Origin of the sequence: Parerythrobacter lacustris (assembly GCF_024626475.1) — a bacterium.
Taxonomy (GTDB): Bacteria; Pseudomonadota; Alphaproteobacteria; order Sphingomonadales; family Sphingomonadaceae; genus Parerythrobacter_A; species Parerythrobacter_A lacustris.
The window spans coordinates 140532-158765 of sequence record NZ_JANKHH010000005.1; the positions used below are offsets into that span (position 1 = coordinate 140532).

Below are 18234 nucleotides of genomic sequence, written 5' to 3' on the forward strand. Positions count from 1 at the left end.
GCGCGACGCGGCTTATGCCGCGAAGCCAAGCGCGCCGGATGGCGCGCGCCCGGCGTTTGAGGGCGAAAACAAAGACTCTACGCACCCGCGCCGGTCTCCCCTGCCGGCGCGGGTGCCTTTTTCTTTCACATCGGAGAGTGCCATGAGACGAGCGATACTCGCGCCCGCCGAGCTGGGCGGGGCTGCGCTGGGCGAGCTCAAGAGCTGGCTCGCCATTACCAACGCGCAGGAAGATGCGCTGCTCACCGGCCTGCTCGGTGCGGCGGTGGAGGCCTGCGAGGGTTTCACCTGCACGATGCCGCTGCAGCAGACTTGCGAGGAAGTGCACACCGCCTCCCCTGGTTGGCAGCGGCTGCGCAGTGCGCCGGTGCAGGCGATCACCGGGGTCGAAGCCATCCCGGCGGAAGGCCCGCGGTTCATGCTCGCGGCCGATGCTTACGAGATCGAGCTGGAGGCCGACGGCAGCGGCATGGTCCGCGTGCTGCGGCAAGGCGCGGCAGGGCGGATCGCGGTGCGCTTCGTCGCCGGGCTGACTCCCGGTTGGGGCTCGCTGCCCGAAGCCCTGCGGCACGGCATCGTCCGCCTCGCCGCGCATCTCTATCGCGAGCGCGACGCGGCGGACCCGGTGCAGCCGCCCGCTGCCGTCACCGCGCTGTGGCGACCCTGGCGACGGGTGCGACTGACATGATCGAGGGCAGGACCGATCCGCCCAAAGCGCCGTTCGTCCGCGCGCTCGAAGCCAAGGCCCGCAGGCTGGCCGAGGCGCATGGCGAAAACCGCCTCCGCGCCCGCCGGAATGACGCAGGCCGCTGGCGCATTACCGCCTTGCTCTGGCCCCTGTTCGCGAAAGGCCGATAGATGGAACACGCACTCCGCACCGCGCTGATCGACTGGCTGCGCAGCGGCCCGGCCCCGCTCGACACGCTCAACGCGGTCGAGGAGGAAGCGCCGGTGCGTGTCAGCCTGCCCTGGCTCGGCATCGCCGCCAGTGCGTCTGCCGACTGGAGTACCAAGGACGCGATGGGGCGCGAAATCCGCGTCGCGCTCGAACTCGCCAGCCGGGGGGATGATATCCCCGCAGACGGTGCATTGGTCGGCGCTATCGACCGGCGGGTAGATGATCTGCCTCGACTCCACGACGGCATTCACATCGCGAACATCACCTTCCTGCGCGCCCGCACCGAACGACGCGCGAAGAACACCCGCAGCACGCTGCTGGAATACCGGTTCCGGTGTCTGGAGGTTTGATTTTCTCTCGCGGCTATTCGCCTTGCGGGCGGCCTCCGAGGGGCGGCGCAAAAGCGCCGACGGGCGGTCGCCCTCTGGCTGCCGCCACCAAGAACCCACCCACTTTTCGTCATTGCGAGCGACTGAAAGTCGCGCGGCAATCCAGGTCGATTCCGTGCCGCCCTGGATTGCTTCGCTCCGCTCGCAATAACGACGCACTCAAGAAAGGCCTCACGATATGACCGCCCAGAAAGGCTCCGCCTTCCTCCTCAAGATCGGCGACGGCGCGCAGCCACCCGCCTACGAAACCGTCGCCGGGCTGCGCACCACGCAGATGTCGATCAACGGCGACACCGTGGTCGTCACCCACAAGGACAGCGGCGGATGGCGCGAGCTGCTGTCGGGCGCGGGGACGCGTTCGGTTTCGGTCTCGGCCAGCGGCATCTTCCTCGGCAGCCAGGCCGAGGAAGCGATCCGCGCCCACGCATTGGCCGGGACGATCGACGACTACGAACTGAGCTTCGAGGACGGGGCGAAGCTGCATGGCCGCTTCCTCGTCCAGCGGCTCGACTATGCGGGCGATTTCAACGGCGAGCGCAACTACACGCTCAACCTCGAAAGCTCCGGTCCGGTGCTTCCGGCATGAGCGAAACCGCCAATCCGCATCGCGGCGAGGCCTCGGTCGAAATCCAGGGCCGGGCCTTGGTCCTGCGTCCCAGCTTCACCGCGCTCGTCGCAGCGGAACAGGAACTTGGCCCGCTGTTCGCGCTGGTCGAACGCGCGGCTGAGGGCCGCCTGTCGCTGGCCGAGATGGTCGCGCTGTTCTGGCACTGCCTCGCCGATCCGGGCGCAATGACGCGCGACGCCTTTGCCGAAGGTGTGACCGCGCTCGGTCTTGCGCCCTGTGCAAAGCCGCTGCGCGCGCTGCTCGGTCAGATCCTGCAAGGCACGGCATGAGCGACATGTTCGGCGCGGCTGCAACCCGGCTATCGGGCATCGCCGCCCGCGCGCTCGGTTGGCGGCCCGCCGAATTCTGGGCCGCGACCCCTGCCGAACTGGTCGCAGCGCTGAGCGAACCCGGGTCGGTGTCCGCGCCGGTCGACCGCGCCATACTCGACCGCCTGATGGAGCAAGATCGCCATGGACGATAATATCGACGAATTGCTGGTCGAGGTGCGCGCTTCGACCGCCGGCTTCGCCACCGATGTGGCGCAGATGCGCAGCACCTTCGACGCGACCCTGCTCGACGGCTTCGGCAAGGCGGGCGACATCCTCGAACGCGGGTTGCTGAGCGCAATCCGCAAGGGCAGCCTGGGGTTCGAGGACCTCAAGCGCATCGCCACCCAGGTGCTCGACCAGATCGCGGCGCAGGCGCTGCAGATGGGGCTCGACAAGATTTTCGCTGGCTCGTCCGACGGCGGGATGGGCGGCTTTCTCGGTGACATCCTCGGCGGGGTGTTCGGCCTGCCCGGCCGCGCGACCGGCGGGCCGGTGTCGCCGGGACGCGGGTACCTCGTCGGCGAGCGCGGGCCCGAGCTGTTCGTCCCGACCATTGCGGGCCGTGTCGAGGCATCGCCAGTCGGTTCGGCACGCAACGACGTGCGCGTCTCGATCCAGCTCGCCGCCCCGCGCGGCGAGAGCGCACCGCGCTCACTCCAGCGATCCAGCCGTCAGGTTGCGAGCGCGATCAGGAGAGCATTGAGCACTTACTAATGTCCCTCGTCACCCCGGTCCCCGAGCCGGGGTCCCGCTTTTCCTCGAACCCTGCACTTGGCCGCAAGTGAAGCGGGACCCCGGATCAGGTCCGGGGTGACGTTGCGAAGGAAGGATAGTCGCATGGCTTACTGGCTCGCCCGCAAGCGCAACGGGCAAGACACAACGCATATCCAGCGATTCGACCCGGTCTACTGGACGGTCAATTTCCCGCGCCCGATGATGGCGAGCGTCACCACCATCGCGCCCGACGCGTTGCGGGTGGATTGCGAGTTTCTCCACCGGGGCGAACTGGCCGGGTTGATCTGGGACAGCGCCGACACGCTCGATCACCCGCTGCTCGCCTATGCCACCGACCGCGACTACATGCGCACGACGCTGCGGTTTCGCTGGAAGTCGGGCGGGATCGTGCCGCTCGACCAGCCGAACGGGCCGACGCTGACGATCGAGGGGCGCGATACGGCGGGCAATCCGCGCAGCTGGTACGTCCGGCTGTGGAACTACGCCACCGGCACGCCCGAAGATGCCGAGATCGTCTTGCCCTTTTCGCAGCTCGAAAGCGGCTACGGCCTGCCCGGCGAACCGATCCATCCGGGCGATATCGACCGCATGTTCATCTCGCTGGTGCCGCCGAACTTCGTCCCCGGAAGCGCAGCGCGGGTCACCGGTGTCGCTACCGGCTGGGCGGAAATGAGCGGTATCCGCTGCGAGGGCCATCGCGCCATGTTGGAAATCGGCGATGTCGTGCTCCCGCCACACGGCGAGCAGATCGCGACCGGATACGACGATGGCTACAACCAGACCCCCGCCCGGCTGGTCCGTTCGATCGAGGCGCTCGGCTATCGCGGGCGGATCCTGCACTATGTCGGCATGAGCCATTTCTTCCGCCTGCAGGACGGCGAGGGGCGGCTGGTGGTCGCCGCCAACAGCGCGGTCTGCACACCGGCGAAGAACTGGCACCAGGACTTCTTGACCAAAGCGAGGGCGGCTGCGTTCGAGGTCGTTCTCTCGCTGTCCTACGAGGTGCTGGCGGAGCACTGCCCGGCGGCGTGGCAGCAGCGCGCGCATGGCGGCGAGCCCGCGCGCACCGGCTGGTTGCCGCCCTCCGCACTGCTCTCGCCCGCCAATGCGCAGGCGATGGCCTGGCTCAAGATGGCCGCCTATCGCCTCGCCTTCCTCCAGGTCCTCGCGGACCATCCGGTGCGGTTCCAGATCGGCGAGCCGTGGTGGTGGGTGATGCCCGATGGCCGCCCGTGTCTTTACGATGCGGCAGCAGTGACGGCCTTCGGCGGGTCGCCGCCGGTGATCGCGACGATGCGCGCGGCGCTGGGTCCGGCGGAGACCGCGCTGCTCGACCAGGCCGGCGCACTGCTCGCGCAGTCGACCGCCGGAATTGCCCAGCATGTCCGCACGCTCGATCCGGCGGGGGCCGAGATCGCGCTGCTGGTCTTCACGCCGACGATCCTCGATCCGGAGATGCCGGAACTGAAGCGCGCAAACTTGCCGCTCGGCTGGGCGCACCCCGCCTTCGACCGGCTCCAGCTGGAAGATTACGACTGGCTGACGGCAGGGGCCGACGCGCGGCGCAAGGCGGCGCTGGCCGAAGTCGATATGCGGCTCGGCTACCCGTCAGCAAAGCAGGACTACCTGTCGGGCTTCGTGCTCAACCCCGTCGATGCCGAGAGCTTCTGGCCGCGTATCGATTCCGCGCTCGATCAGGCGCGGGCGCGCGGGATCACCCGGCGTTTCGTCTGGGCGCTGCCCCAGGTTTCGCGCGACGGCTACACCCGCCTCGCGCCCGCAAAGGAGGACGTGGTGCAGGCCTTCGACGACATACTCTTTCCGCTGGCGCTGGGGCGCGATGCCTCGGTCAGCCCCGAATTCTCGACCACGGTGGCGACCACCGCATCGGGCCACGAACGGCGCAATTCGCTGTGGTCCGACGCACGGCTGCGGTTCGATGTCGGGCCCGGCATCCGCTCGGAAGCCGAGCTTGGCGTGCTGATCGCCTTCTTCCGCGCGAGGCGCGGCCCGGCGCGCGGGTTCCGGCTCGCCGATCCGTTCGATTTCAGCTCGAACGCGATGACCGGAACACCGACCCCGACAGACCAGTTGCTCGGCATCGGCGACGCGACGCGCTCGGTGTTCGACCTCGTCAAAAACTACGGCGACAGTCCAGACCCGCAAAAGCGCGTCATCACCCGGCCCCGGATCGAGACAATCGCGGTCAGCATCGATGGCGCGCCTGCGACCAACTGGGCGTGGCGCGAAGGCGGGCGGATCGAATTCGACACCGCTCCGCCCGACGGCGCCGAGGTGCGCGCCGGCTACCTGTTCGATGTGCCCGTGCGCTTCGCCGAGGATCGGCTGGATGTGTCGGGCGCCAGCTTCACCGCTGGCGAAGCCCCCTCGGTCCCCCTGGTCGAAATCCGGGAAGAACGATGAGCCAGATCTATTTCGCCAGCGAACTCGAAGGCGTCGCGACCTTCTGGCGGATCTATCGCCGTGACGGCGTGACGCTCGGGTTCACCAGCCACGATCGGGACCTGGCGTTCGACGGGATCGTGCATCGCGCGGCCCCCGGCATGGTGCCGGGCGCGATCCGCCGCTCGTCCGGCGTCTCGGACGATGCGATGGATGCCGAAGGCGCGCTGACCCATGACAGCATCTCGAGCGGAGACTTGCGCGCGGGGCGCTATGACGGCGCGCGTATCGCGATCGGCGCGGTCGATTGGGAAAGCCTCGACGCAGCCGTGCTCTATGCCGGCTCGATCGGCGCGATCCGTCAGGAGGGAGGGAGTTTCGCGATCGAACTCCGCTCGGCCAAGGCCGCGTTCGAGCGTGATTTCGTTCCCCGCACCGGCCCGAGTTGCCGGGCGCGATTCTGCGGCCCGGGGTGCACCCTGTCGGCGGCATTCCATACCGTGTCGGCGACGCTCCTCGGCTGCGATACCGACCGGGGGGCTTTCGCTTTCGATCTTGTTCAACCATCGGATTACGCCTGGGGGGAGCTGGTATGGCTCGACGGCCCGCTCGCCGGGCAAAGGCTCGACATCGGCGGTGTCAGCGAGGGAGAACTGCTGCTCGACTACCCGCTCGCCGAACCGCCATCTCCCGGCACCCGCGCCCGATTGCGGCAGGGCTGCGATCACACGCTGGCGACCTGTTCGGACCGATTCGGGAATGCGATTAATTTCCAGGGCGAACCGTTCCTGCCGGGCAATGACCTGCTCGCACGCTACCCCTTGCCGCAATGACAGGGCGGCAAGAGGCCTTCGCCCAAGCCGCGGAGGCATTGGTTGGCAGCCCGTTCCGGCTTCATGGCCGCAGCCGCGAGCACGGGCTCGATTGCGTCGGTCTGGTCGCTGCGGCACTCGAAGCGAGCGGCCATGTGCTGCCGCCGATACCGCCCTATGCCCTGCGCAACAGCCGGTATGATTTTGTGCCAGGGTTTGCTGAGCGGTGCGGTTTTTGCCCGGTATCCGGTGAGTTTCGGCGCGGTGATCTGGTCATGGTCGCACCCGGTCCGGGCCAACGCCATCTGCTCATAGCGGTCACACCAATAGCATTCGTTCACGGACATGCCGGCCTGCGCCGGGTGGTGCGGACCCCGCTCCGGCCTGATTGGAACATTACCCATCACTGGCGGCTCGCCTGAGCGGGCTGCGAAAGGATCTGTCATGGCAACCCTAATCCTCGGCGGACTCGGCACGCTGATCGGAGGCCCGCTGGGCGGGGCGATCGGCGCGCTTGCCGGGCGCCAGATCGACGCCGCGATCATCGGTAGTCCGGTCCGCGACGGGGCGCGGCTGAAGGACCTGTCGATCACCACCTCCAGTTATGGCACGCCGATCCCGCGCCATTTCGGAGCGGTGCGCGCGGCCGGAACGATTATCTGGGCGACCGAGCTTGCCGAGAACCGCGAAACCGGCGGCGGGGGGAAGGGCCAGCCCAAGGTCACCAGCTACAGCTATTCCTCTTCTTTTGCGGTCGCGCTCGCCAGCCGTCCGATCGAGGGCATCGGGCGCATATGGGCCGATGGCAACCTGCTGCGCGGGGCTACAGGCGACCTGAAAACGGGCGGCAGCCTGCGAATCTATACCGGGTTTGGCGACCAGCCGGTCGACCCCCTGCTTGCGGAAGCGATCGGCCCCGATTGCCCGGCCTTCCGCCAGTGCGCCTATGCCGTGTTCGAGGACCTGAGCCTCGAGGATTTCGGCAACCGCATACCGGCGCTGTCCTTCGAGGTTCTGGCGGGTGACCAGCTCTTGTCGCCAAGCGATTTCGCGGGTGCCGAAGTGGTCGGCCTCACCGGCGAGATGGTCTATGCGGGCCTCTTGGGCATAAGCTACGAGGGTGGCGGGCTCGGCGATTTCCTCGGACGCCTGCAACTGCTGTACCCTTCCACGTTCGACATCGGCAGCGACGGCATCGAGATCGCCCCGGTGCCCGATGCCGCGTCCGGAGCCTTACTATTGCCCGGTCCGGCCGCCACCGGTGACCCCGACGACTTCGGCACCGTCGACGGGTTCGCACTCGCCCGGTCCGAGGCAGGAACTCGGATGCCCTCATCGATTCGCTATTACGACCGCGGGCGCGACTATCAGCCAAGCGTGCAACGGGCCTCGGGCCGCGCCGACCGGGAGGATGCCGAGGCCCTCGAATTTCCTGCAACATTCGATCCGGCGACTGCCCGCGAACTGATCGATCAGGCCCATCGCCGCTCCCGCAGCAGGCGGGAAACGATTCGCTGGAGGATCGCCGAACTCGATGTCACGGTCGGGCCGGGCTGTCTGGTCGCCTTGCCCGGATACCCGGGGCAATGGCTGATCGATGCGTGGGAATGGCGCGATGCCGGGATCGAACTCGAACTCTCGCGGATCGAGCCGCAGCCGCGTGGCGGGCTGCCCGGAGAGCCGGGCCTGCCGGTTCCGCCGCCAGACGGAACATCCGGACCCACGCTCCTCAAGGCTTTCGAACTGCCATGGGACGGGGTCGGGCTACCTTCGGGCCGCCAGCTGTTTGCCGCGCTGGCATCCGAATCGCCCGACCGGTCGAGCGCAGCGCTCTATGCCGACCGGGGTGGCCAGCTCCATCCGCTTGGCGCAAGCGGGCGGGAACAGTCGGTGTTCGGAACGCTCGCAAGCCCGCTTGCGCCTTCGCAAGGGCTGCTGCTGGAAAGCCGGGGATCGCTCGCAGTCGAACTCGCAGCCGACAGCATGGGTTTTTTTTCAAGCGATATGGATGGAATCGCTCGCGGGCGGAACCGGCTCATGGTCGGTGCCGAACTGTTGCAGTTCATGACATGCGAGCGAACCGAAGAGCGGCGCTGGCGCCTGTCCGGGCTGCTGCGCGGCAGAGCCGGGACCGACGTGGCGGCCATCGCAGGCCACCTGCCCGGAGCATCCGTCATTCTTGTCGATGGGCCACTCGTTGCGCTCGGCACGAGCATGGCGCTCGATTCCGAATCGGTCGGCGTCGCCGCAATCGGACGGGGCGACAGCGAACCCGTGCTGGCTGCGGTGGAGAATTTCGGTCTCGGGACACGACCGCCTTGTCCGGCACACGGTATGGCCCGGAACCAGGGCGAAGCCGGCTTGCAGCTTCGCTGGACCCGCCGTTCGCGCGGCGCATGGCAGTGGGATGATTCGATCGATGTCCCGGTCAACGAGGATGTCCTTCTGTTCGAGGTCGGCATCGGCCCGGTCGAATCGCCGGTTGTCCGGTGGGAAACTCCGGACACTTCGCTCGAAATCGACGCAGCGTTCGTTGCCTTACACAGCGGTCAGCCCGTGTGGGTACGTCAGTTCGGGCGCCGTCAGATGTCCGTAGCGCTGCTCCTCGCCGAGCTTTGACGCGGGGCATCCGAGCGAATCGTACTGATTTTGCCACCCTCTCGTTTCCATAGACGGAGCCTTGTGATGACCGACCCTATCCTGTTCACCGACGCAACCGCCCGATTCGCATTGCCATTCCTCCGGCCGGGGCAGGCGCAAAAGGAATATTTCGTCAACCAGGCCTTCGCGGTGTCCGATCTGCTGCACCACACGGCGGTCGTCGGCGAATCAGCCGTCCCTCCGATATCGGCTACCGATGGCGATGCATGGCTGGTGGGAAGCGGCGCGAGCGGGGAGTGGAGCGGGCACGACGACGAGATTGCCGGGCGGCAAGCCGGTCTCTGGGTATTTCTCCAGCCGGTGGCAGGGATGCGGGTCTACGACCGCACTTCCGGCCAGTTCCTGCTGTTCGACGATGGCTGGCATCGCCCTTCGCCGCCTGCAACAGCAACCGGAGGCACGACAATCGACAGCGAGCTTCGCCAGTCGTTTGCCGGGCTTGTCGCGGCGTTGCAGACCGCCGGAATCTTTGCGGTAACACAATAGGAACAAATGCCTGCCAGTGGCGTTGGAAGGACGCAATGGTGCAATTCTGGCAAAAAATTGGCCGTAGCGGCTGGAAGAGCGACATTCTTGCAACAGTTTGGTGCCATTGACACCTTGCTTCGTGCGACTGGAAAAGTTAGAAAAAAGCCAATTGGTGGCTCAAATTCGCTAAAAAAGGGGAATTACATAATGCGGAATCTCGTCATCGGTATGGCGATGGCCTCAACGGCCCTTGCTTCGCCTGCCCTCGCCCGTGACGGTCAGTGGTACATCGAACTCGGCGGTGGTCCGATGATCATCGAAGACACCGACTTCGACGTCAACAACGGCGCCGGAACCGTTACAACCGACACCAAGGAAGGCTACGATTTCGGCGGTTCGGTCGGTTATGACTTCGGCGCCTTCCGCCTCGAAGCCGAAACCAGCTATCGCGAAGGCGATATCGACGCCTTGGCTGCAGATTCGGTCGGTCTTCCGCGCGTCGGCCCGAACGGTGCCAACCTCGCTCCTGCGGGTAGCTATCCGGCCGCCGGCGATCTCAACATCCTGAGCTTCATGGTCAACGGCCTGTTCGATTTCGGCCCCGATGACGGCCTGCAGGGCTTCTTCGGTGGTGGTCTCGGTGTGGCCCGGACGGATGTCCAGGCCAGCGCCAATCCGAACACTCCCGGCGTGTTCGACGATTCGAGCACCGGGCTCGCATGGCAGCTGCTGGCGGGCGTTCGCGCTCCGCTGAGCGACAGCTGGGATGCAGGTCTTCGTTACCGCCTGTTCACCGCTGAAAACGTCGACATCGTCGACACGCTCGGCCGGGCCAACGAAGGCAAGGTTCGCACGCACGCGATCCTCGGCACGCTGACCTACAACTTCGGCGGTCCGGCGGAAATCCCGACCCAGACCTGCTGGAACGGTTCGGTCATCCCGACCACTGAAGTCTGCCCGGATCGTCCGATGGATCCGAAGCCAATGCCGACCCAGACCTGCTGGAATGGTGCGGTGATCCCGGCGACGGCAACCTGCCCGGCCCGCCCGGAAGCGTGCAAGACCGGCCCGTACATCGTGTTCTTCGAATGGGACAAGTCGGACATCACTGCTGATGCCGCGACCATCCTGAACAACGCGGTTTCGGCTTACGCCAATTGCGGTACGGCTGCAGTGATGCTCGCCGGTCACGCCGACGCCTCGGGTTCGAAGACCTACAACGTCGGTCTCTCGCAGCGTCGTAACGCGGCTGTCCGCGCTTACCTCGCAAGCCGCGGTATTCCCGATGCCCGCATCTCGAGCGAAGCCTTCGGCGAAAGCCAGCTTCGCGTTCCGACCGCCGACGGCGTTCGCGAGCTGCAGAACCGTCGCGTGGAAGTCACTTACGGCCCGAACGCCGGCATGTAAGCGACCTGCATTGCGGAAAAATGATCGGGGGGCCGGAGCAATCCGGCCCCTCTTTCGTTAGGATGGCATGATGGCTACCAAAGGAGGCTCCATGTCCCGTTCCACCCGCACCGCAGTTTGCGCCCTTTCGATCACCGGTGCCTTCGCGCTCGGTGGCTGCGCGAGCATCCAGGACCTCCCGACCGAGCGCGTCGCGTCGGCCCGGCTGACGCTGGCAAACGGCATCCCTGCCGGAACCGTCCAGCTCCTGCGTTCCGGCGACAGGCTCACCCTGGCGGTGGCGGCGACCGGCATTTCCTCTGGCCCCCACGGTTTTCATCTTCATCAGACCGGTGAATGCAAGCGGCCGGACTTCGCCTCGGCCGGAGGGCACCTGAACCCGGAAGGAAAGTTGCACGGTACGTTGTCTGCCGGCGGATCACATTTCGGTGATCTACCTAACCTCATCATCGGCGAAAGCGGGACGGGATCGGTAACCGCAGACATTCCGGTCCCTGCCGAACAGGCGCTCGAATGGATTTTCGACGGTGACGGAACCGCAGTCGTGGTCCATGCCGGACCCGACGACTACAAGAGCGACCCCGCCGGCAACGCCGGATCGCGCATCGCTTGCGGCGTTCTGGAGCGGAGTAGCTGACGCGTCAGACTGCGCTGCGCGCCCGTTCCTCGATCGTCGCTTCGGCCTCGGGCAAGGCGCGATAGGCGTAGATCAGCAACACCATCGAAATCGGCGCCACGAGAATCAGCGAAAGCACTCCATAGCGCATATTCTCGGTCAGCTCCGAAATTTGCCCCACCATGTAGGGGCCGATCGCTAGTCCGACGAGCGTCGTCGCGAGGAAAAACGCCGCCGTCGCCGTACCGCGCATCCGCGGCAGGACAAGGTCCTGCGTGGTTGCCGCTGCCGCACCAAGCGCGGTCGCGGCGAACAATCCGGCCAGGAAGTTCATGACGTAGAAGACCAGGCTGCTGTCGGTGGTGAAGCCGACCCAGATCGGGATGATCGGTGCCAAGATCCCGAACATGATCACCAGAATCCGGCCCGAGGGATTGCGTTCGCGCAGCCAGTCCGACATCCGTCCGCCAAGGATCACCCCGAGAAAACCGGACACGGCCCCATTGGCACCGAGGATGAACGCCAGCTCTTCTTTCGGTAGCTTGAGAACCACCTCGGCATAGGGTGCCGCCCAGAACGCGAGCGCATAGGCCCCGAGCGACACGAGGCCATACCCCAGCGCAGTGCAGACGAACGCGGGGGTGCCCCAGATCAGCTGGAACGTCGCGGGATCGCGGCGCCGCAACGTCGAGGCCCAGGAAAACACGGCGTAATAGCCGAAGCCCATCGCGGACCATTGCGGCAGATTGCCGGTGAGGCGGATCATGACATAGGCTCCGGCAACGGTCGCAGCGGCAAAAGCAAGATTGGCGACCAGCGCCTTCGGTCCGCGCTGTGCCGCGTGCCAGATCGTGAACGGCGGCAGCAGCATCGACAGGTCGGAAAAGAAGTCCTTCAGCGGATGATTGATCGAGGCACCTTCTTGCGGTGCCCGCACAGGCTCACGCAAGGTCGCGACCCAGATCGCGACGAGCAGGCCGGGAAGGCCGACTGCCAGGAAGGCCGCCTGCCAGCCGACCAGTCCGCCGATCCCGCCATCGGGATAGGCATCGTTCCACACCTGCGAGATCTTCGCCCCGATCAGCAGAGATACGCCGCCGCCGAGATACAGCCCTGAGGAATAGATCGCGAGCGCGGTGCCGCGCTTTTTCGCCGGGAAATAGTCGGAAATCAGCGAATAGGCGGTCGGGCTGGCGGTCGCCTCGCCCACTCCGACACCCATTCGTGCGAGCGACAGACTAAGGTAGTCGCGGGCAAGACCCGACACGGCCGTCATAGTCGACCACAAAGCCAACCCGATCGTCAGCAGGCGAACGCGATGCCAGCGGTCGGCCAATCTGCCCAGCGGCACCCCGAACAGCGCGTAGAAAACGGCAAAGGCCGCACCACCCAGGAAACCGAGCTGCCCGTCGGTCAACTCGAGATCGGCCTTGATATCGACCGCGAGGATCGAAAGGATCTGCCGGTCGATAAAATTGAGGATGTAGACCACGACCAGCGTGAACAGGACATACCAGCTGTACGCCGGGACCTTCTCGCTCGACTCGTCTTTGATGGCGTCAGTCGGCGTGTCGTTCATAGATAGTCCCGTCCTCGATCCCTGCTTCGGTGAAGCCCTTCTGCCGCAAGCGGCAGCTGTCGCATAGCCCGCACGCCTTTCCGTCCGGCGTCGGGGCGTAGCACGACCAGCTCATCGCCGGGTCCAGCCCCAGACGCTGCGCTTCGCGCGCAATTTCGGCTTTGCCGAAATGCTGCAGCGGGGCGTGTATGGTGAAGGGGCGATCTTCGGCGCCAGACTTGGTGCCGAGCCTGGCGGTTTCCTGAAAACTGGCGATAAACTCGGGCCGGCAATCGGGGTAGCCCGAATAATCGAGCGCGTTGACGCCGATAAAGATGTCCTGCGCGCCGACAGTCTCTGCCCATGCCAGCGTGAGCGACAGGAATACGAGGTTGCGCGCCGGGACGTAGGTGACCGGGATATCGTCACCGACACCGCCCATCGGAACCGCGATGTCGTCGGTCAGCGCCGAACCGCCGAAAGTCGAAAGATCGAGCGGGAGCACAACGTGCCGCTCGCAACCCAGATGCGCGGCAATGATCCGTGCGCTCTCGATTTCCACCCGGTGGCGCTGGTTGTAGTCGATCGTCAGCGCATGGAGTGCAAAGCCCTGCTCGCGCGCAATGGCAGCGGAGACCATCGAGTCGAGCCCGCCCGAAAGCAGCACGACAGCGGCAGGGCAGGTCTCAGTTTTGCGAGCAACCATATATTCGCGCTAGACACTATTCCTGTGCCCCGCAATCCACCCGAGGGGTATTATGGGCTTATGGGCACGGCCCAGAACGCCGCGCTTCGGCAGAGAACTGGAACGGAATATCGCCCTTGATGCCTTGGCCGCTGATCTGGACCAGCGACTTGGTCTCGCGGCGGATATTGGTTCGACCATACCCGTCGCCGGGGCAGGTGTACTGTACCGTCACTTCATTGGAACCATCTTCGACCACATAACGGCTACAATTGGTGGCGGTGTGCCGCAGTTGCAGCAACTCACGCCCGGTGCGCGCACAAATCTTGCGAGCAGGCGTGGAATCGCGGAACTTGAGCGCCCATTCGCCTTTCTCGAGCCCGTCGAGCATTGCCAGCGAAGGAGCCTGCGCGGCCGCCGGAGCTAACAGGCAAAGCGCAGCTGCCCCGCCACCAAAGGCGCGCAGGGCATTCTGGGGCAGCTTCTTCCGCAATCGCATAGGACCTCTTTGCATTACACCGGTATAGCACGATTGCATGAACGCGACCTTACGACGAAACGTTCTCTGTGCAAGATAGGCCGTTACAGCGGGATCGGGATCACCTTCGCGCAGAAGGCGCAATCGACCCGTATCATGCCATCCTCGTCGCGCATTTCCAGCAGTTCGGCCTTGCCGAAGCGAGACAGAACCGATCGATAATGATCGGCCGAGCAGCGACATCCGCGCCGCAAGGCCGCACCGGGCAGGATGCGCACTTGCGGCTCCTCATGAAACAGCCGCCAGACCAGCGCATCCATCGACAAGGTCTCGTCGAGCAGTTCATCGTGGCGGATGCTTCCCGCCATGACCGAGATATGCTCCCAGTCAGGGTGATCGAGCCGGACATGAAGGCGCTCGCGTGCCTCCTCGCCATCGGGCAAATGCTGGACCAGCACCCCGGCCGCGAGAGTCCGGCCACCCGATGAGCGCACGGCGGCACGGATCATCGTCGGAACTTGCTCGGACTGCGCAAAATAGGATTCGCATGCCGCCGCCAGCGAGGCTCCTTCGAGGGGGACGATACCCTGGTAGCGACCCGCACCCCCGGCACGATCGAAAGTGATCGCCAGATAGCCCTTGCCGAACAAAGCGAAGAGCGACGGGTTCGCCCCCAGCGCCGCCAGCCGCTGCGCATCGAAATCGACATAGCCGCGCAGCTCGCCCGCGCGAAAATCGCACACCAGCAGCCGGACGATCCCGCCCTGAGTCTGCGCCTGCATCGTCATCTGCGCGCCGTCTTCCTTGATCAGTCCGCCCATCAGCGCGCCGAGCACCACTGCCTCGGCCAGCAAATGCGCGATCGGCGCGGGATAGTCGTGCGCGGAGAGAACCTCCTCGAGCACCGCGTCGAGCCGGACGATCCTGCCGCGAGCACTGCGGGAAGGGATCGTGAAATTGAGAACCCGGTCGGAGTAGGTTTCTGTAGCGTCGGGGGCTTGGGTCATGCGTCACATATGGGTCGACTGGCGGCAAAAGCCAGCAGCGCAGAGCTCACAGTTTCCCGAAGCACCACAGCAGCACCGATTTCTGCGCATGGATGCGGTTCTCGGCCTCGTCGAACACCACCGATTGCGGTCCTTCGAAGACCGCTTCGGTCACTTCCTCCCCGACATGCGCAGGTAGACAATGGAGGAATATCGCATCGGGTTTTGCCCGCGCCATCAGCGTTTCATTCACTTGGAAAGGCGCCATTGCCGCCAGTTTGTTGTGGGCATGATCCTGCCCCATCGAAACCCAGGTGTCGGTCACGACCACATCGGCACCATCCGCCGCCTCTTCTACCGAATTCGTCAGGACGACGCGCGCACCGCGATCTCGCGCCTGCTCGACCCATTGCACTTCTGGCTCATACCCTTGTGGCGTCGCGATGCGGACATTGAACTTGAACAGCCCCGCCGCCTCGATGATCGAGTGCAGCACATTGTTGCCGTCACCGAACCATGCGACCTCAAGCCCGGGCAAGGGCTTGCCTTGCTCGATAATCGTCAGCAGGTCGGCGACGATCTGGCATGGATGCGAGGCATCGGTCAGACCGTTGATTACCGGCACCGAGGCATGGCTCGCCATTTCCTCGATCTTCACATGATCGTCGGTGCGGATCATGATCGCATCGGCCATTCGGCTTAGTACACGTGCGGTATCGGCAATCGATTCGCCGCGCCCGAGCTGGCTGCTCGCCGCGTCGAGGACCAGCGCGCTGCCGCCCAGCTGCCGCATGGCCATGTCGAAGCTGACCCGCGTCCGTGTAGAGCTCTTCTCGAAAATCATCGCGAGCACATGGCCGTCGAGCGGCTTGTCGGCATCCTCCTGACCCTTGGGCCAACCGGCGCGCGCCAACTTGCGATCGATCGCATCGGCGATCATCGCCGCGACTGCATCGGTTCCGGCGTCCGACAGGTCGAGGAAATGCCGCGGCATTACGCTGTCTCGGGCACTTCGAAATCGGCCGCGCCGGCCGAAAGCTTGTCGAAGAACTCGTCGATCTCGGCGTTGCCGATCACCAGCGGCGGAATCACTCGCAGCGTGTTGTCGCCTGCGGCCACGGTGAGCAGTTGGTATTTGTCCCGCAGGTGGACGAAGAACGGGCGGCTTTCGACCTTCATCTTGAGGCCGAGCATCAGCCCTTTGCCGCGCACAAGTTCGAACAGATCGGGGTAATTCCCGATGAACTGTTCGAGACGCGACCGAATGCGCTCACCCTTCTCGGCCACTTCGGCGAGGAATTCCTCGTTGGCAACCGCATCCATCACCGCCGTGCCCGCCGCCATTGCGAGCGGGTTGCCGCCATAGGTCGAGCCATGCGCGCCGAAGCCCATGCCGCGCGCTGCCCTTTCGGTGGCAAGGCAAGCCCCGAGTGGGAAACCGCCGCCGATTCCTTTCGCCGTCGCGAGGATGTCAGGCTCGATGCCGTAGTGCTCGTAGGCGTAAAGCTTGCCGGTGCGCGCGACCCCGCACTGGACCTCGTCGAGCACCAGCATCAGGTCATGCTCGTCCGCCAGCGCACGCAGGCCCTGCATGAATTCATCCGACGCGGGACGGATACCACCCTCGCCCTGGATCGGTTCGACGAGGAAGCCCGCCGTGTGCGGACCGATCGCCGCCTTTGCACCTTCGAGATCGTCGAAATCGACATATTTGAACCCGGCGAGCAGCGGCGAGAACCCGTGGTGCATCTTCTCCTGATTCGATGCGCTGATCGTGGCCATCGTACGGCCGTGAAAAGCGTTCCGGAAGGTGATCAGCTCGAACCGCGTGGTGTCGCCGGCGTGCTGATGATAAGCGCGCGCGGTCTTGATCGCTGCCTCGACCGCTTCGGCACCCGAATTGGTGAAGAACACCGTATCGGCGAAAGTATTGTCGACCAGCCGCTGCGCCAGCGCCTCGCCTTGCGGGCTGCCGTAGAGGTTGGAGACATGCATCAGCGTTTCCGCCTGCCGCTGGATCGCGCCGATCAGCCCTGCGTGGCTGTGGCCGAGCAGATTGACCGCGATGCCGCTGGCAAAATCGAGATAGCGCGTCCCGTCTTCATCGATCAGGTGGCAATGCTCGCCCCTGACAGGGCGCACGCCGCAGCGCGGATAGACGGGCATGAGAGGGGTGATGGTCATCGCAAAATTTCCGTTCGAATCATCTGTCGCAAAAGCAAATGGCGACCCCGAGGGAGCCGCCATCGCTGTTTCGGTCGACCCGGAATGCCCTGTCTTTCGGGGCACCTCAAGTCGCGGTGATCGATCTGTTTCCTATCCTTCGACCGGAACCAGATTGACCGCCGAATGCTTGCCTCGTCGGTCGACTTCGAGGTCGAACTCATAGCGCTCGCCTTCGTTGATCGCGCTGAGGCCCGAGCGTTCAACCGCGCTGATATGCACGAATGCGTCAGGCTGGCCGTCATCGCGCACGAGGAAGCCGAAGCCCTTCATCGCGTTGAAGAACTTGACCGTACCGGTCGCTTTCTCCCCGGTCAGCTCGCGCTGCGGAGCCCCGCCACGATCACCGCCGCGTTCGCCCCGGTCACCACCCCGATCGCCGCGATCGCCGCCGCGCGACTGCACGGGGATCACATCGCCGACGATCTGGATGTCCTGCGCGGAAACCTTCCCGCCGCGGTCAACCAGATTGTATTCGAGTTCCTGTCCTTCGGCGAGACCTTCGAGCCCGGCGCGTTCGACCGCGCTGATGTGGATGAAGACGTCTTCGCCCCCGCCATCCTGCTGAATGAAGCCGAAGCCCTTCTGGCCGTTGAAGAATTTGACCGTGCCCTTGCCGGTGCCGACGACCTGCGCGGGCATGCGGCTGAAGCCGCCGCCAGCGCCGCCACCAGCGCCGCCGCCGCTGCGCGGCGCGCCTCGGCCGCCACCGCCGCCGCCGCCAAAGCGATCACCGCCCCCGCCTCCGAAGCGGTCGCCGCCGCCGAAGCGATCACCGCCCCCGCCGCCATAGCTGTCACCGCCAAATCCGCCCGGCGATCCACCGAACGGATCGAAACCGTCTTCGCCAAAGCCGTCGCGCTTGTCCCGTCCGCGGCCCTTGCGGCCTCTATCGTAACCCATAGTGTAAAACGTACCTTCGTAACCCCGCCCAAATTATCGACAATGCAGGCGGCCGGACGGCAGGCCAGACTGA

At 65.4% G+C, this 18234-nt stretch carries 21 protein-coding genes; 14 read left to right on the plus strand and 7 right to left on the minus strand.

Annotated features, from left to right (window positions below; translation table 11 throughout):
- The first annotated feature begins 142 nt into the window (after positions 1-142).
- The 14 genes from NSO95_RS09900 to NSO95_RS09965 all read left to right on the plus strand — a co-directional run bounded on the left by NSO95_RS09900 (position 143) and on the right by NSO95_RS09965 (position 11349).
- Complete coding sequence (locus NSO95_RS09900) at positions 143-688, plus strand: head-tail connector protein (protein WP_257596059.1); 546 nt, start codon at positions 143-145, stop codon at positions 686-688.
- On the plus strand, positions 685-858 hold the full coding sequence (locus NSO95_RS09905) for a hypothetical protein (protein ID WP_257596060.1): 174 nt from the start codon (positions 685-687) through the stop codon (positions 856-858). The genes NSO95_RS09900 and NSO95_RS09905 overlap by 4 nt, the downstream gene beginning before the upstream one ends.
- Positions 859-1248, plus strand: a complete 390-nt coding sequence (gp17, locus tag NSO95_RS09910) for a tail completion protein gp17 (RefSeq protein WP_257596061.1) — start codon at positions 859-861, stop codon at positions 1246-1248. It abuts the gene before it with no gap.
- A 217-nt stretch (positions 1249-1465) separates the two neighbouring features.
- Positions 1466-1873: a phage major tail protein, TP901-1 family gene (locus tag NSO95_RS09915; RefSeq protein ID WP_257596062.1), complete on the plus strand. Its 408-nt coding sequence runs from the start codon at positions 1466-1468 to the stop codon at positions 1871-1873.
- Positions 1870-2184, plus strand: a complete 315-nt coding sequence (locus NSO95_RS09920) for a gene transfer agent family protein (protein WP_257596063.1) — start codon at positions 1870-1872, stop codon at positions 2182-2184. Before NSO95_RS09915 ends, NSO95_RS09920 begins: the two co-directional genes overlap by 4 nt.
- Entirely contained in the window at positions 2181-2378 is a 198-nt protein-coding gene (locus NSO95_RS09925; RefSeq protein ID WP_257596064.1) for a phage tail assembly chaperone, read from the plus strand. Before NSO95_RS09920 ends, NSO95_RS09925 begins: the two co-directional genes overlap by 4 nt.
- Positions 2368-2940 (plus strand): tail tape measure protein, encoded by a 573-nt coding sequence (locus NSO95_RS09930; RefSeq protein WP_257596065.1) that lies wholly within the window; start codon positions 2368-2370, stop codon positions 2938-2940. Before NSO95_RS09925 ends, NSO95_RS09930 begins: the two co-directional genes overlap by 11 nt.
- A 123-nt stretch (positions 2941-3063) precedes the next feature.
- Positions 3064-5385 (plus strand): DUF2460 domain-containing protein, encoded by a 2322-nt coding sequence (locus tag NSO95_RS09935; protein ID WP_257596066.1) that lies wholly within the window; start codon positions 3064-3066, stop codon positions 5383-5385.
- Entirely contained in the window at positions 5382-6197 is an 816-nt protein-coding gene (locus NSO95_RS09940) for a phage/gene transfer agent baseplate hub protein (protein WP_257596067.1), read from the plus strand. The genes NSO95_RS09935 and NSO95_RS09940 overlap by 4 nt, the downstream gene beginning before the upstream one ends.
- Positions 6194-6598, plus strand: coding sequence for an NlpC/P60 family protein (locus tag NSO95_RS09945; RefSeq protein WP_257596068.1), 405 nt, complete (start codon positions 6194-6196; stop codon positions 6596-6598). The genes NSO95_RS09940 and NSO95_RS09945 overlap by 4 nt, the downstream gene beginning before the upstream one ends.
- 22 nt (positions 6599-6620) lie before the next feature.
- Positions 6621-8795, plus strand: coding sequence for a phage tail protein (locus NSO95_RS09950; RefSeq protein WP_257596069.1), 2175 nt, complete (start codon positions 6621-6623; stop codon positions 8793-8795).
- 66 nt (positions 8796-8861) lie between these two features.
- Complete coding sequence (locus NSO95_RS09955) at positions 8862-9323, plus strand: DUF2793 domain-containing protein (protein WP_257596070.1); 462 nt, start codon at positions 8862-8864, stop codon at positions 9321-9323.
- A 189-nt stretch (positions 9324-9512) separates the two neighbouring features.
- Positions 9513-10712 carry an OmpA family protein gene (locus NSO95_RS09960; RefSeq protein WP_257596071.1) on the plus strand — a complete coding sequence of 400 codons (1200 nt, stop codon included), beginning with the start codon at positions 9513-9515 and terminating at the stop codon, positions 10710-10712.
- 91 nt (positions 10713-10803) lie between these two features.
- Positions 10804-11349, plus strand: coding sequence for a superoxide dismutase family protein (locus NSO95_RS09965; RefSeq protein ID WP_257596072.1), 546 nt, complete (start codon positions 10804-10806; stop codon positions 11347-11349).
- 4 nt (positions 11350-11353) lie between these two features.
- On the opposite strand, the gene NSO95_RS09970 is transcribed toward NSO95_RS09965, so the two are convergent.
- The 7 genes from NSO95_RS09970 to NSO95_RS10000 all read right to left on the minus strand — a co-directional run bounded on the left by NSO95_RS09970 (position 11354) and on the right by NSO95_RS10000 (position 18161).
- Positions 11354-12907, minus strand: a complete 1554-nt coding sequence (locus NSO95_RS09970; protein WP_257596073.1) for a spinster family MFS transporter — start codon at positions 12905-12907, stop codon at positions 11354-11356.
- The gene (queC, locus tag NSO95_RS09975; RefSeq protein WP_257596074.1) at positions 12888-13592 is read right to left on the minus strand and encodes a 7-cyano-7-deazaguanine synthase QueC; all 705 of its coding nucleotides are present in this window, start codon (positions 13590-13592) and stop codon (positions 12888-12890) included. Before queC ends, NSO95_RS09970 begins: the two co-directional genes overlap by 20 nt.
- Positions 13593-13650: 58 nt before the next feature.
- Positions 13651-14070, minus strand: coding sequence for a hypothetical protein (locus NSO95_RS09980; RefSeq protein WP_257596075.1), 420 nt, complete (start codon positions 14068-14070; stop codon positions 13651-13653).
- Between the two features lie 83 nt (positions 14071-14153).
- Positions 14154-15056, minus strand: a complete 903-nt coding sequence (gene hslO / locus NSO95_RS09985) for an Hsp33 family molecular chaperone HslO (RefSeq protein ID WP_257596076.1) — start codon at positions 15054-15056, stop codon at positions 14154-14156.
- A 46-nt stretch (positions 15057-15102) separates the two neighbouring features.
- Complete coding sequence (gene argF / locus NSO95_RS09990) at positions 15103-16029, minus strand: ornithine carbamoyltransferase (RefSeq protein ID WP_257596077.1); 927 nt, start codon at positions 16027-16029, stop codon at positions 15103-15105.
- Positions 16029-17219: an aspartate aminotransferase family protein gene (locus NSO95_RS09995; protein ID WP_257596078.1), complete on the minus strand. Its 1191-nt coding sequence runs from the start codon at positions 17217-17219 to the stop codon at positions 16029-16031. The genes argF and NSO95_RS09995 overlap by 1 nt, the downstream gene beginning before the upstream one ends.
- A 132-nt stretch (positions 17220-17351) precedes the next feature.
- The gene (locus tag NSO95_RS10000) at positions 17352-18161 is read right to left on the minus strand and encodes a cold-shock protein (RefSeq protein ID WP_257596079.1); all 810 of its coding nucleotides are present in this window, start codon (positions 18159-18161) and stop codon (positions 17352-17354) included.
- Positions 18162-18234 lie beyond the last annotated feature (73 nt).

Coding starts and splice junctions, on each gene's coding strand:
- NSO95_RS09900 (WP_257596059.1), top strand. CDS start 143: ATGAGACGAGCGATACTCGCGCCCGCCGAGCTGGGCGGGGCTGCGCTG.
- NSO95_RS09905 (WP_257596060.1), top strand. CDS start 685: ATGATCGAGGGCAGGACCGATCCGCCCAAAGCGCCGTTCGTCCGCGCG.
- gp17 (WP_257596061.1), top strand. CDS start 859: ATGGAACACGCACTCCGCACCGCGCTGATCGACTGGCTGCGCAGCGGC.
- NSO95_RS09915 (WP_257596062.1), top strand. CDS start 1,466: ATGACCGCCCAGAAAGGCTCCGCCTTCCTCCTCAAGATCGGCGACGGC.
- NSO95_RS09920 (WP_257596063.1), top strand. CDS start 1,870: ATGAGCGAAACCGCCAATCCGCATCGCGGCGAGGCCTCGGTCGAAATC.
- NSO95_RS09925 (WP_257596064.1), top strand. CDS start 2,181: ATGAGCGACATGTTCGGCGCGGCTGCAACCCGGCTATCGGGCATCGCC.
- NSO95_RS09930 (WP_257596065.1), top strand. CDS start 2,368: ATGGACGATAATATCGACGAATTGCTGGTCGAGGTGCGCGCTTCGACC.
- NSO95_RS09935 (WP_257596066.1), top strand. CDS start 3,064: ATGGCTTACTGGCTCGCCCGCAAGCGCAACGGGCAAGACACAACGCAT.
- NSO95_RS09940 (WP_257596067.1), top strand. CDS start 5,382: ATGAGCCAGATCTATTTCGCCAGCGAACTCGAAGGCGTCGCGACCTTC.
- NSO95_RS09945 (WP_257596068.1), top strand. CDS start 6,194: ATGACAGGGCGGCAAGAGGCCTTCGCCCAAGCCGCGGAGGCATTGGTT.
- NSO95_RS09950 (WP_257596069.1), top strand. CDS start 6,621: ATGGCAACCCTAATCCTCGGCGGACTCGGCACGCTGATCGGAGGCCCG.
- NSO95_RS09955 (WP_257596070.1), top strand. CDS start 8,862: ATGACCGACCCTATCCTGTTCACCGACGCAACCGCCCGATTCGCATTG.
- NSO95_RS09960 (WP_257596071.1), top strand. CDS start 9,513: ATGCGGAATCTCGTCATCGGTATGGCGATGGCCTCAACGGCCCTTGCT.
- NSO95_RS09965 (WP_257596072.1), top strand. CDS start 10,804: ATGTCCCGTTCCACCCGCACCGCAGTTTGCGCCCTTTCGATCACCGGT.
- NSO95_RS09970 (WP_257596073.1), bottom strand. CDS start 12,907: ATGAACGACACGCCGACTGACGCCATCAAAGACGAGTCGAGCGAGAAG.
- queC (WP_257596074.1), bottom strand. CDS start 13,592: ATGGTTGCTCGCAAAACTGAGACCTGCCCTGCCGCTGTCGTGCTGCTT.
- NSO95_RS09980 (WP_257596075.1), bottom strand. CDS start 14,070: ATGCGATTGCGGAAGAAGCTGCCCCAGAATGCCCTGCGCGCCTTTGGT.
- hslO (WP_257596076.1), bottom strand. CDS start 15,056: ATGACCCAAGCCCCCGACGCTACAGAAACCTACTCCGACCGGGTTCTC.
- argF (WP_257596077.1), bottom strand. CDS start 16,029: ATGCCGCGGCATTTCCTCGACCTGTCGGACGCCGGAACCGATGCAGTC.
- NSO95_RS09995 (WP_257596078.1), bottom strand. CDS start 17,219: ATGACCATCACCCCTCTCATGCCCGTCTATCCGCGCTGCGGCGTGCGC.
- NSO95_RS10000 (WP_257596079.1), bottom strand. CDS start 18,161: ATGGGTTACGATAGAGGCCGCAAGGGCCGCGGACGGGACAAGCGCGAC.